General features: G+C 50.4%; 9 protein-coding genes. All 9 read right to left on the reverse strand.

The window, feature by feature from the left end; genetic code table 11:
- Positions 1 to 51 precede the first annotated feature (51 nt).
- The 9 genes from IK012_RS10125 to IK012_RS10165 all read right to left on the reverse strand — a co-directional run bounded on the left by IK012_RS10125 (position 52) and on the right by IK012_RS10165 (position 13,360).
- The gene (locus IK012_RS10125) at positions 52 to 2,418 is read right to left on the reverse strand and encodes a hypothetical protein (RefSeq protein ID WP_290953948.1); all 2,367 of its coding nucleotides are present in this window, start codon (positions 2,416 to 2,418) and stop codon (positions 52 to 54) included.
- Between the two features lie 19 nt (positions 2,419 to 2,437).
- Positions 2,438 to 4,207, reverse strand: coding sequence for a hypothetical protein (locus IK012_RS10130; protein WP_290953951.1), 1,770 nt, complete (start codon positions 4,205 to 4,207; stop codon positions 2,438 to 2,440).
- Positions 4,188 to 5,042 carry a TIGR02147 family protein gene (locus tag IK012_RS10135; RefSeq protein ID WP_290953954.1) on the reverse strand — a complete coding sequence of 285 codons (855 nt, stop codon included), beginning with the start codon at positions 5,040 to 5,042 and terminating at the stop codon, positions 4,188 to 4,190. Before IK012_RS10135 ends, IK012_RS10130 begins: the two co-directional genes overlap by 20 nt.
- Positions 5,043 to 5,259: 217 nt before the next feature.
- Positions 5,260 to 6,411 carry a hypothetical protein gene (locus IK012_RS10140; protein WP_290953956.1) on the reverse strand — a complete coding sequence of 384 codons (1,152 nt, stop codon included), beginning with the start codon at positions 6,409 to 6,411 and terminating at the stop codon, positions 5,260 to 5,262.
- A gap of 98 nt (positions 6,412 to 6,509) precedes the next feature.
- Positions 6,510 to 7,625, reverse strand: coding sequence for a hypothetical protein (locus tag IK012_RS10145; protein WP_290953959.1), 1,116 nt, complete (start codon positions 7,623 to 7,625; stop codon positions 6,510 to 6,512).
- Positions 7,626 to 7,645: 20 nt separating this feature from the next.
- Complete coding sequence (locus IK012_RS10150; protein ID WP_290953961.1) at positions 7,646 to 8,953, reverse strand: sugar MFS transporter; 1,308 nt, start codon at positions 8,951 to 8,953, stop codon at positions 7,646 to 7,648.
- A 23-nt stretch (positions 8,954 to 8,976) separates the two neighbouring features.
- On the reverse strand, positions 8,977 to 11,730 hold the full coding sequence (locus tag IK012_RS10155; protein WP_290953964.1) for a TIGR02171 family protein: 2,754 nt from the start codon (positions 11,728 to 11,730) through the stop codon (positions 8,977 to 8,979).
- 30 nt (positions 11,731 to 11,760) lie between these two features.
- The gene (locus IK012_RS10160) at positions 11,761 to 12,729 is read right to left on the reverse strand and encodes a tetratricopeptide repeat protein (protein ID WP_290953967.1); all 969 of its coding nucleotides are present in this window, start codon (positions 12,727 to 12,729) and stop codon (positions 11,761 to 11,763) included.
- Positions 12,719 to 13,360: an energy transducer TonB gene (locus IK012_RS10165; RefSeq protein WP_290953969.1), complete on the reverse strand. Its 642-nt coding sequence runs from the start codon at positions 13,358 to 13,360 to the stop codon at positions 12,719 to 12,721. The genes IK012_RS10160 and IK012_RS10165 overlap by 11 nt, the downstream gene beginning before the upstream one ends.
- Positions 13,361 to 13,401: the final 41 nt, after the last annotated feature.

Raw genomic sequence — 13,401 nt, forward strand, 5'->3', positions numbered from 1 at the left:
AAAGCGACCAGATTTCTCTGGTCGCCTTTTTTGTCGTCCCCTCACGACATATTATGGAGTCATATATGAAATTTCAGATATATTGAATCGAACTTTCTTGTCGCGAGCGGCATTCCCTTGAAAACGCCATCTTATTCCGACCACATGTTTTAGCGCTTCTTCCAAGTCCATATGGGGGCCCCAGCCAGCTTGCTTAAATCGGCTCCATTCATAGCAAACAGGATAAGTCCCATAAGACAACGAAAGATTAACATCAAACACATCATCATCAAGAACCGCTTTCAGGGAATCTCCCAAATCAAGTTCCAAAAACGCCGAGACATCCGAATAACTATGCACAACGCATATGCCCTTCTTATCCGTAATGTCAACCGCATCGTGGCCGCCCTTGCCATCCTCTCCCGCAAGCCAAAAACCTAGATAAACAAAAGGAATAACCGATGTATCTTTTTGCTCATAATGTACAGTTCCAATTAAATAACCATACTCGCCAAATACAGAATCCAAGGCGTTCGGATCATTCCAATCTTTAACGACATAACCATTATCCCATTCGATATGAGAATTTCCGCCATACGCAGAATCCGTCATATAGTACCATTTGCCGGAAGTTCCAGTGCCATTGTCAAAGCCGGTATTGACCCGTGTCCAGACACCATTCCACATGACGGTAGGCTTTTCATAGTCTTCCACACAAGTATTGAAAAGATTGCTGTGATATTGCCGACTCGTTTCTTTTGCAAGATTCGCCACTTCCGATGAATCCGTGTCGTCTTTAATCCCTAGTTCTTCCAAGAAATCCTTATATTCATCCGAATAGTACACGTTCCCGCTCTTGCAGCGAATCAATTTGACCAAAGGATGATAAACCGGCGGCGGGGCAAGAAGGGGTTTTGCAAGCGGGGCGCTCTGTCGAATTGTAGGACGATAGTTAAGTACGCAATACCGAGTTGCGTCGTCCAAGGAATCTAACCCATAAAGAGAATCCAACATGGCAAAAAATTCTTCCATGGCAATGGATGCTCCTGCACTTGCATATTTCAAGTCATAAATAGATCTGTCCGAAAGGAGTTCTTCTGCCTTGCATGTATCTGGAATCGGCTCCCCGTTAAACTGATAATCCACCATAGACAGACACTCTGCATAAAGAGAATCCACTAAAGCCTTTTTAGGAAGATACAATTCATACGTCTTGGCATCAAAAACAGCCCTCATTTCAGCATATTCCAGCGATACACTTTCAGAGCCATCCACACAAGCAAACGTCATGGGAAGAGGCTGGTCACAACGATTTTTCCAATCGACCAATTTAGTGGCAGGCAAAGCTGTTAACGCCAAATTCCGGACACAATTTTCAGCATTTACCGTAACAAATTCCCCGCTGTTCATCAACGCCGACTTTAGTTCAAGCGAATAGCTCATAGCCACCGAAAGCGCCCCTTGTTCAGCACGTTCATCAGGGTATGAACTTTTGCAGTAATAATCTTTTACAGACAAGACCTCGCAACTTTCATCGAGCGGTCGGATTTTATCTTCGATCAAAGGGTTATTCAAATAGCGCCCTAAACCAACGATGTCGAAATTATCTATAAAAGCATAGTCTTGATTGGAAGATATTGTAAAACGCAATCCCTGTAAATGGGAGACCGCTTCTTCTATCGACACAGGCGCTTCATCGGCGCCGATTGCGTTTGACAACACGAATTGTTCCCACGGGTAGCAAATCCTGTTTCCCACCTCCTTGCCTTGCACAGCACTCAACACCGGATAGGGAGGCAATTCGACCCCATAAAATTCGCCATCCATAAGCGCATTCAGCGAATCCCCCAGGTTCAGTTCCATCCGCATGGCATCGGCAAAATATTCTATGCATATGCCCTGCATATCACGGGCATCCACGGTTTCGTACTTTCCAGAAGCGTCCTTGCCGGCGAAGCTGAATTCAAGCGAGAAAGAACTTGTCCCTTTAAGAGAATCGGGAACAGAACGCGACGATTCGTCCAAGGCATCAAACACGACCATTCCGCAAAGGCTCCCCTTGCACTGATCTATGACATTCGACAACGTCATAGAATCATAATCCGCCGTAAGAGGCTGATTCCAATTGACTCGAACATTTCTGCCATCCGCCGCGTTGACAGACCAGTACCAAACACCCGATGTATTCGTTCCATTGTCGAGATCCGTATGCACGCGATAGCCCGAGTTCCTGTACCACATCTCAGTGGAGAACACGCACCCATGCAATGTGTCATCGGGATGATTCGGGTCGGCAACGTCACAGCGCACGTCCGACTCAGTCCCCACCAAGTCACCAGGATTCGGGGATTCAACCGAAATCGAAGTCTTATCATCTGAACAAGCCGCCCAAAACAGCAGCGTTCCCGCACCAATCAGGCAACAAAGTAACTTTTTCATTTTTGTGGCCCTCCATTTTTTATTCATCACAATTGTTTTCCACACACTCAGCATACACCCTCAAGCAGTTTTCAAGGACTGAATCGGCTTTATGCTGATAAAGCTTCTTAACAACAGAATACACAAGAACCGAATCCGTATCGTCTTCAATGCCCATTTCCTGCAAGAAGGCTTTATACTCATCGGTATAATATTCCTTTCCGCTTTGGCAACGATAAGACTTGACCAAGCGCTGATGTTCTTCTACCGGGGCAAAGAAATGCGATGTCAGGAATTTATCACCATACGTATCCCTGTCCTCGATGCAGGAATTCACACAATACCTGACCGCCGCATCCAAGGAATCAAAAGAATTCAGGGAATCCATGCGGTCAAAAAATTCTTCCGTAGCCTCATGGATGGCGTCTCCTGCATAATCCAGGTCTTCTACCGCCTCAAACCACAAATTTTCATTCACTTGGCATGTATCGGGAATTTCATCACCACTGCCAAGGGTATCGCGACGCAAGAGACACTGTGCAACGACGGAATCAACAACTATTTTTTCCCTTTCAAAATCATACCTCAATCTCTGTTCGTATTCAGCACGCACTTCAGAAAATTCCACAGACTCGCTTACCGTCCCTCCGACACAAGTCAACGTCTTTGGAAGCTGGTTATCGCATGGACGTTCCCAAGAGAAGACCGTGTCAATCTTTTCTTCATTGAGAACCTGCATAAGGACATCATTCAGGCAATATTCGGCAGCATGAGGAATGACAACCGAAGAATCCCATATCGTTCTCCGCAACAAGCCCTTAAAATAGGCTCGCGCTTGGTTTTTCGCCTCATACGCGCTTCTCTCGTCCGAATAAGAACAATCGCAGAAATAATCCATCACAGATTCAACTTCGCATTCTCTCTTCACCGGCCGTATTGTCCCTTCATTCGAACCCGAATGGACGTATTCACCCAAGCCTATAATATCGAAGTACGAACTAAAGTACGCGCTCCTGTCGGTACCGATAGAAATACGGAGCCCCTGCAAATACGGGACAACATCCCGAGTCATCGGAGCATACCTAATAAACGAGCTCCAGGGGAAACAGATTTCATAGCCCTTAGAGTTTACGTCGGGGTCCACCACCTCATAATCAGGCATATTGACGGCATGCGTCCAGCTTTCCCTCCAGCCCTTTAAGGAATCCTCCCCAAGGACAAGCTCCATTTTCATGCCTTTGCCTATGTATTCAATACAAATGCCCTGCATTTCGCTCGCATCAACGCTTTCAAAATTGCCGGACGAATCTTTACCCGCAAAGCTGAATTCAAACGAAACGCTGCTCCGGGGCCAATATTCGCTACGGGTATATATCAGAGTCATGTCGTCAAAATACGCCGTTCCGCACAAACTTCCGCCGCATTTATCGATAACATCAGCCAACGCCATCGAATCGTAATCCGCAGTCGCTTTTCCCGGCCAATCGACATGCGCTTCCCTTTCATTGGCTCCGTTGAGAGCCCAGAACCAAATACCCGAGGTATTCGTCCCGTTATCAAAACCGGTACGCACACGATACCCGGATTCACGGCTCCACATTTCTGCCGACCAGCGGCACTCATCCGACTTATCGTTTCCAGAAGATTTCGCGAGAGAACGATGGCACAGGACATACGTCGAAGTATCCGCCGTTATCATATTCGGGTCTTCGGTCGCGCCCGAAATCCGCACAGAATTTTCATCTGAGCAGGCCGCCCAAAGGAGAATCGCGCCCAAGGCTATAAGCAAGCTATACAGATTCTTTTTCATTTCCATCCTCCCTTGAATCATTCAAATTCCAAGTCATCGGGAATAGCTGCATGTTCAGACGGTAAATCTGGTCGGCATCTTCGGCTTCCGATGCGATTGCGATAATCTTTTTCCTGAACGCGTCGATTTCGTTTGAGATGCGCTCGTAACATTCGCGGTTGACCGTAAAGGTGACACCCGAAACATTGCGCTCTTGCGGACCGAACCTGTCGATGGAATCCGCGGCGAACTCCATCATTTTACGCTGCATTGCGTGTACGGCATAAGCCATGCCTTCCTTGGACGCAGTCACGTTCTTTTCGGTCTGGCGATAGGCTCCATCGGCATCCTTCTTCAAGAAGCCCGCCTTAGTCAGAAATTCGAGCGAAGAACTCACCTCCGCAGCGGAGATTTCGTTGCAGCACATCTTCGCCATCTTACCCGGGGTAGCCCCCCGCATCAACGGGGCGAGTTCGCGGATCACCGGATGTTTCCAGCCGTCAAAATACTCGACAGCCTCCTTGTCCACGACGCGCACCTTGTATTCCAGCGCAATCGTCTGCATTTGCCTGAGGTACGGAGCCTTGCGCTCCTCATCCTTCGCGTTGCAGTAATTGACCATCGCCTTGAAGTAATCCACCTCGTAGCCCGAAAGTCCCATCGCGTTCACCATGCGGTCCATAGTAACGCGGCTCAAGTTGCTCTTTCCCTCGCTCACTAGCCTCAGGTAAGTCGAAGAAGAAAAGCCTGCCACTTTCGCGAACTCACGCCAAGAAAAGTACGAGGTCCTCTTGCGTTCCTCGTAATAGTCCTTGACCAAAAGGTGGTAATCTTGATATTCTACAATCGGCTTCACGTCTTCAAATATAACTAAAAAAATCCATCGAATGACACAAAAATATTTATTTTAGCAAAAATTATTAATGTATTTTATAAAATATCAGTATATGACACATATCAGGTTTTATATGACACGACTGGATCATTTGCAAGCAAAAAAAATCCGTTTACAGAAAAAGGGCCGCACAAAGTGCGACCCTTCTTTTTTTTGTTAGGGGGGAGAATTTCGTCGATTATTTTGCGCAGCCAGTGCCGAGAGTGCCTTCCATGACGGACACGCACTGAGCGGTCAGCCCGGCAGCTTCATCGCTACCTGCAGGAAATTCAACACATTCGCCTAAGACACCCGGGATATCGCAAGAAACCATGTCGCCGGAAGGAACCTTGGTGGTATCAGGGACAGTCGCCGATGTATCGGGGGTAACCGCAGAAGTATCAGGTTCAACCGGAGGAATCTCCACGGCAGGAACCTTGTCCTTGCAGAAGTTCTGTTCGCTCCCGAACACTTCTTCCCTCGTCTTGGTAGAATTGCCCGAAGAGGAGGCTTCTACGGTTCCTTCCATGGTGCAGAAGCCGTTGTAGCTGATCTTCGCAAACTGCTTGGTCATGCATTCCACGTAAGGCATCGGGGTGATGGAGTACTTGTGAGAGACGAGATTATCATCGCCCTCTTCCTGGGACACGACATACTTCACGATGACACTGTCGGGGCTGTTGTAGCCCTCGTCGAGGTAAGAATACACCCATTCAGGATCATCGATAGTAAAGTTGCAATTCGATGTCACCTTCAGGGGGAATTTCTCAAAAGCGCTGCCGTTCACAGCGGCGTCACAGGCCTTCTTCACAGAAGCATGAACAGCCTCGCGTTCGTTGCTAGCAAAATAACCCTTCTCCGTGCGGGTAGAAACGAACACAACCGTGCTGCCTTCGCAAGTTTTCACGCCGGCAAGTTTTCCATCCATGGATTTAGAGTGAAGTTCCGTGGAGTCTTGCATCTGCATCGCACGGCAAGCCACATTGGCGGTTTGACCCGTATAGCGGATAGAATCGCGGATAACGAGGTCTTCGCCCTTAACTTCGAAGACGGTCCAAATATTGGCAGAATTAGAGCCATCGCTACCCTTGTACGAAACAGCCCAAGAATCGTCCGTCGCTGCAAACGTGCAGGGTTCAACCTCTTCAACGGAGGAACTGGAAACTTCTTGAACGGAACTGGAGGATTTGGCCTTATCGGAACTGGATTCCGGTTTATCCGAGTCACCGCTGGAAGAGGAAAGTTCCGGCTGGTCATCCGGACCCGACGAAGAAGAAGCATCGTCACCACAGGCCATGAGGCCGAGAACTGCAGCAAGGGATAAACCCAAACCAAATTTTGAAATGTTCATTTTTTCTCCTTGATTTGTGACCGTGATAAAAAGATAAGAAAACCCGGTGCAAAAAACATCACCGGGTATATATTTATGTTGTACAAGACAACAACACGCTAGTCGCGGTCGTCGAAAGCCTGCGCTTCTTCGGGCTCCTCGACCGTCCATTCGCGGATATGGTCGGCAAGTTCCTTCTGACCGTCTTTTTCCAGTTCGTCCGAGATGCCGTTCAGGATTTCCGCATCCTGGGCAGGCAGGTCCTTTTCGTACATGTCGATGTACTGTTTGAGGATGGAATAGCGCTTCATGCCGGCAAGCAACTGCATGAATTCCATGTCGATGTTCCCGCCGCTCCTGAAGCTGGAATGCTCCGTAAGGAGCGTATCGGCCTGCTTCTCGTCCACCAACTGGCAGAGGCGCGCGAGGTTGATGACCTTCGGGAACTTTTCGTACAAAAGATTCGCAATCTTGAGACAGTCGGACTTGCGGCCTTCCTTGTCGGCAATCGCCGCCATGAGGTCAAGGTACGCTTCTTCGTCTTCGGCACCGGGGTCGCGCACGTCGCCGAGCCACTGCTTTGCAAGTTCGATATTGCCCGCGACAAAGTACTCGTTCGCGATATCGATGAGCGTCGCGTTGCTCTTGTCCGGATCCTTGAGGAGAGCGGCCTTCGTGTAGCGTTCGCAATCGCCCACGGCATCGGACATGTCCGTAATCGCGTCGATAATGTCTTCGCGGTTCTGGAGTTCCACCTCGGTTACCGTCGCGATGAGCTCGTCGATAAGTTTCTTCGCAATATCATCGGGCAGCACCTCGTTGAGCGAGAGGAACAGCACGGAACGGCCTTCCCCACCCACATGGCGCAGCGCCAAATCGTGAATCAGGTCAGAAATATATTCCTTGTCGTCGTACTGGCTTGCAAGTTCCACGAAGAACGTTCCCGCATCGTAGAAGAGGCTTTCCCAGTCGTCGCGTTCCTCGTCGTCCGCCTTGAACGAAAGGAAGTCCGTACGGAGCGTCCAAGCGAGCAGTTCGAGCTGCAGGCCGACATCCTTGAAATCTTCGATATCGTCAATTGTCTGCGCGATGAATTCGTAGAGTTCATCCGGGCGGTGCAACAGGCGGCTCTGCCCGCTGATAATCTGCGTGAGCGAGTCGCGGATACGGTCTTCCTTGCCGCGGAAGGCGGCGGCACCGCTATTCGATTTCCAAACTTTTTTCTTTTTAGCCATAAGTACAAATGTAGAAAGTTTTAGCGTGTACGAGCCTTGGCAAGCTTGGCCCTTTTTTGTTTTCGACGGAGTTTACGGCGTTCTCGACGGGCCCTTTTCCGCTGTTCATCCATGGCCTTCACCTGTTGCAACACGTCCATGAATCGTTCGACGGCAAATGCCTTGTTGAGCCTCCGGCGCGTCACGTAGTCCAAAAGGCACACGCAGAGCAGGAGCGAACCCACAAAGAACGCGAGGGCGATAGGCCACACGATTACAGAAAAATGGCTCGCCACGAAGCCGAACGCGGGCGGCATGATGATGGACCCCAGGTACGAACCCGCCATCTGGATGCTGATGGCGCGGCCCGAAAGTTCTTCGCCGAAACGCGCGGGAGTGGCATGAATCAGGGACGGGTAAACGGGAGCGCACCCGAGACCGAGCAGGCAGATGCAAACCGGGGTTACCCAGAGCGGAAGCGGAAACACGAGGACAAGGCAACCGACGACAACGATCGCGATACCCGCATGGACAAGACGCATGTCCGTAAACCGGATGGCGAAAAAACCGCTGAGGATGCGCCCGACCATTACGGATGCGAACATGAGAGAAACCGCAAGTGCGCCCACTTCCGGCTCGAATCCCCTTGCCACCAGGTACGTTCCACACCAGAGGCTGGTCGAAATTTCTAGCGAGGAGTAGAAGAAGAAAGTCAGGAACGAGAGTTTCATTCCCGGCACGCGCAAGGCGGCCCGCAATGAAATATCGGGTGTACTGGAAGTTTGTTGCAGGCGGGAATCGCCTCGCTCCCTCCGCTTCCACATCGGGAGCGAGGCGAGCATCATGACCGCGATAATAGCGAGCAGGAAGGCGACCATCTCGTAGGCGCCCCGCCAGCCGAACCCGAAGAACGCAGAGCCCGCTAGGAGCGCGGGACCGAGGCACGCGCCGATACCCCAGCTCGCATGGAGCCAGCTGGTATGTTTTGATTCCAGGTGGATGGCCGCAAAATTGTTCAGGGAGACATCGATGGCGCCCGCCCCAATTCCCATCGGGATTGCGAACAGGCACATCATCCAGAATGCGGTCGAAAAGCCGTACCCCACGGAGGCAAGCGCCGTAAGCGCGATACTTACGAAGACGAGTTTGCCCGTACCGATCAGGCGCAGGAGTTTCGGGGTCAACAGGCTCGAGACAATCGTCCCGACGCTCACGATAATCGAGAGCAGGCCCGCCGCGGAAAGCGGCGCATGCATGTCACGCTGCATCAGGGGCCACGCCGCCCCCAGTACAGTATCAGGAAGGCCAAGGCCTATAAACGCGACGTATATGACAACCAGCAGGAACAAAAACTACTAAGCCTTACAATCCATTACCACGAAGCCAATTTCTGGTCCAAGCGCCGAGACATTTTTTCCGTTCCCTTAAGTCCCAAATGGTCCATATTGGAGAACTCTTCTGCAACATAGTCGTGGTAACCATCCTTATTTTCATCCATCACGATGAAGTTCGGATACGCTTTCGTCAAGTCGTCTACAGCCCCCTGCATTATCTTGACCGCCTCGCGGGTAGGCCCGTAACGGCCCCACGCCCCCGTTTTAAGATAATTGGGCGATTGTGGATAAACAACACCAATAACCTTTACATTGGCTTTCCTGCAGAGTTCCAGAATCCTCGTAAGAGTGAAAAGATTAAAGTGCATGCCGGAATCGTCCTTATCGAACCAGGCCGGGTCTTCCGACACATCGGGAATATCTTCGCCCCATCCCTCCGTTTCCGAATAGAACAGTCCGCGATGGTAAGTAAAGATGAAATAATCCAGTTCGTTCGGGTTCAAGGTGCCTCTCGAAATGGCATACATGTCGGCCTTTACGCCGTCTTTCCAGAAGCCGTGATTCCTGTCGTACTCATAACCCGGAATATTCGAGAACCACTTATTCCAATTTCCATCTTTCACATACCACCTGTCGTAATCCAGCGTCAGCACAACATACTTGATTTTCGGCATCAGGGGCAGAATGTAATTTTCGACAAAGAACTCCGTACCCTTCAGGTCTTCGGCGGAATACGAGAGGTTTACAGCAAAGTAGGATTCGATGAGTTCCGGATCTACGCCGGCAAAAGACCTGGAAGACCCGATAATGACAACTTCCGTAGTATCGCGGTACAGCCAGAAGAGTTCCATCTTGGTCTTCATAATCGCAGTCGTTATATCGGAATGCTCGGTCATATAGACACAAGCGCTGTCTTTATCCAGTTCGTCGAAACCCTGACTTTCGATGCTTTCGCCACTCCAAAGATCGGGATGCCACAGTTCCTCGCCTTTCACGAGCGTTATAACGGGCGCATCGCCAGATATGTTCAACAGCACGATTTCATTATGGGCGCCATTCACGTTAGTGAGCGTCGCCACGGCAATATTGGCCTTGGCATTCGCCCATTCCGTATGGTCAAACGTGGTTCCATCCGGCGCTTCGATAGAATAAATCAAATTTCCAGTGCTATCCGCGATAAACAGATACTGATGGGCAGCAACAGCGTTATCATTGCCAACAAATTTCTTGCCCGTTTCACCGGCGAAATCCAGGAACATCGTGCGCTTGCTACCATCTTGCGCGAGCGACACATTGCAAGCGCGCTCACCGTTATACCACACCGTATCGCGAGCAGACTGTTCCAGCGTGGAACTGGGATCCGCGACACGCGCACGGAGAAGGCTCGCTCCAGATACCGCCAGACGGTTATCTTTGCTTATGCCGCCGTGATAGGCCCCATCAAAAAGTTTCTGGGGGACACCGAATTTTCCATTCGCAAAAGGAACCTGCCAAGTAGAAGTAGACATGAATGTTTCTTCATTGGTATTGACGCCCGTACTGGTGACATAGACAATGACCGTATCGCCATTGTCGAGCACGCGCCAACGAGGAATGGCGGCACTCTCCACATCGAGCTTGACAAGATTAGTGCCTTTTTCATTCAAATCGCGCACATAAAGTTCCGATATGCCCCTGCTTCCCTCATACATCGTGCAAAAAGCCACTCGTTTTCCGTCGGGCGAAATCACAGGATGATACGAATCAATCGTGTCCGCAATTTCTACCACGGACTGAGCGCCCTTGGAATAATCGATGAAGGAAAGGTTGCCCGTAATATCGTTACGGAATACCAATTTCGTCTTGTAACTATTGGTATATGCGTATACCGAAGATGAATTGATAAGCGACGTCACCCTGCTAGAAGAAGCCTTACCGTTGTTCCCCATCCACGCCGCCTGGGGAATCGCTCCATACGCGAGGCGGAATCCGACATAATCAGCACGAGACGAGGAAATAATCGTATAGACATCGCCACGAGCGTACAACGTCAAGGACGCCGCCCTATTGCGGAAAGATCCACCCTTTACAACGCGTTGCGAAAGTTTTCCACCGTCGGGAGCCCCCACGTAGTTAAGGACAAGGGTATCACGGAAATAGCCAAGCCAGTCGTTCGCCCATTCCATCGCGTTTCCCATCATGTCGCAAAGCCCATCGCCGTCTTCCTTGGAGCAAACAGGATGCAACTTGTAATCCGAATTGTCCGATGTCCAAGCCTTTTCCGGGTCCCAATTCGATCTTGCAGCAAAAACCCATTCCGCCTCGGTCGGCAAGCGATAGGTCGCAATCTCAGGATGATACTCTATTCCCTCTAAACCGACACAGTGTTTTTCGGAATCGATGGTCTTAGACGAATAGGTATAGGCTGTATCGCGGTTCTCGCTTTTACTGAGTTCGTTTGCGAAAAGGACGGCATCGAAATAAGTCATGTTCGTCGCTGGCAGCGAATCATCAGGACAATCCACGACAAGACCTGTTGCAGGTTCCATAAGGCTGTTGAATTCGCCACAAGTCACTTCGTTGCGGGAAATATAAAAATCATAATCCATGAACACCCTGAGGGAAGGGCGTTCAATCACATTCGCGCTAGAATCAGTAGTTCCAAGAACAACAGTGGAACCCTTGGCCTTCATCAAGACCATTCTGCTATCGTCTTCACCAAAGGGATAATCAGCGGACACCCCGTTCCCTTCAGAGCAGGCAAACAAAAACCAAGCGAATAAAAAAAGAAAAGGACAAAGGACTCTTTTCATACGCCCTCCTACAAACACAAAAATAGCAATTTACCTTTTCTCACGTATCCTTTTATAGAGAGATTCTGCTTTTTCGTAATCTCCGGCATTAGAAAATGCATGACCCACATTCTCGGCTCCAATGCGGCCCTGTGAATTGCCTGCAAGCCAAGCTTTCATGTAGCTTTCGAACGCTTCGTCGTAACGTTTTTGTGAGAAATAGATTTGACCCAAATCAAGATTCAGTTCCGCTTTTCCCTTGTTATGGCGGAGGCCTTCTTCGAGCGTGAATATAGCCATCCACGGAGAATTGTTCTTCACGTACATCTGCGCGAGGTAACGACGGGCGGACACGTTTTCCGGATCCATCAGAATTCCGTTTTCCATCTCGTTCAGCGACTGGCGCGTCGAATCCATGCTGCGGTAGTAATAGGCAAGCGTAAAATGCACATCGGCCCCTGCGGTTGCCGTCATCTGGAGCGCATTCTGCAAAGTCTTGATGGCGTATTCGTAATCGCCGAGCTTCTCGTAAACTTCGGCAAGCCCGTACCATGCATCCATGCGATCAGGGTTCAACTGCAAAGCGCGTTCAAAGTTTTTCTGGGCGAGCGTCCAGTCGCGCCCCTTCAGGTAGCATTCGGCAAGCGCGAAATGCACATGGTCCGATTCCACCCCGAGTTCAATGGCGCGCCGGTAAGCCGCAATAGCATCGCCCGGAGAATCGGCCAAGTAATAGAGGTCACCCAGCAGCATCCACGCCTTCTCGAAATTCGGCAGAAGTTCCACGGTACGCCTGTACGCGACCATCGCGACCTGCTTGCGGTCAAGCTGCACCAAGGCGTTTCCCAGATTGAACCACGCGAAAGGCTCGTAACGGCCCTCGTCAATCGCGGCTCGGTAAAGCGGCACCGCTTCCTTGTACTTTCCCTGGTCGTAAAGTTCGTTCGCCTTAAAGAAATAATCGTCGGCCGCAAAAAGCGGGACTGCGAGCAAAAGGATGTAAAGCAATCTACTTAACAAAGCGGAACTCCTTTGTGGCCTTCTGCGCCACGGGATATCCGCCCAACTGCGCCGGAGAGAACTTCCATTGGCGAATCGCCTTGAGCGCCTCGGTATCGAATCCGTATCCCGGAGGATCCATGCTCATCACGCTCGCCTGCGACACGTCGCCATACACGTCGATAACGATCATCACCTTCACGTAACCGGAGATGCCCAGTTTCTTGGCCCTTGCCGGGAAAGTCGGCTGGACTTCCTTCAAAACCTGCGCCTGTTCATCCACCTCACCCGCTTCATACACCACGTTCTGCATCGAGCCCGTCCCCACGGCGACACCATCACCTGCCGCACCGCGCGCAAGCGAGAGGTCCATCTGGAAATTCTGGCTACGGGAGACGCCCATATTCGAAGAAATCTTGAACGGGTTCGGATTCACGATGGTGCGAATCACCTTCTGCTTGACTTCGGGCTTTTTCTCGCTCACCAAAACCTCGACTTCCGTCACGGTATCGAGTTCCTTTTCCGCCTTCACGCCCTTGTCGAAGAACAGCGCGTTCAGCACCGGCACGGCAAGGAAGAAAACCGAACTCACCACGAAGGAGAGTACGAACGCCACCGGGAACCGGAAATATTTAGCGAGGAAGTCGAGCATAGATTATAAAGTTATTAGTTCCGAGTTACTAGGAATTCAGA

Source organism: Fibrobacter sp., assembly GCF_017551775.1.
Classification (GTDB): domain Bacteria; phylum Fibrobacterota; class Fibrobacteria; order Fibrobacterales; family Fibrobacteraceae; genus Fibrobacter.

Coding starts and splice junctions, on each gene's coding strand:
- IK012_RS10165 (WP_290953969.1), bottom strand. CDS start 13,360: ATGCTCGACTTCCTCGCTAAATATTTCCGGTTCCCGGTGGCGTTCGTA.
- IK012_RS10145 (WP_290953959.1), bottom strand. CDS start 7,625: ATGGCTAAAAAGAAAAAAGTTTGGAAATCGAATAGCGGTGCCGCCGCC.
- IK012_RS10140 (WP_290953956.1), bottom strand. CDS start 6,411: ATGAACATTTCAAAATTTGGTTTGGGTTTATCCCTTGCTGCAGTTCTC.
- IK012_RS10155 (WP_290953964.1), bottom strand. CDS start 11,730: ATGAAAAGAGTCCTTTGTCCTTTTCTTTTTTTATTCGCTTGGTTTTTG.
- IK012_RS10130 (WP_290953951.1), bottom strand. CDS start 4,207: ATGAAAAAGAATCTGTATAGCTTGCTTATAGCCTTGGGCGCGATTCTC.
- IK012_RS10125 (WP_290953948.1), bottom strand. CDS start 2,418: ATGAAAAAGTTACTTTGTTGCCTGATTGGTGCGGGAACGCTGCTGTTT.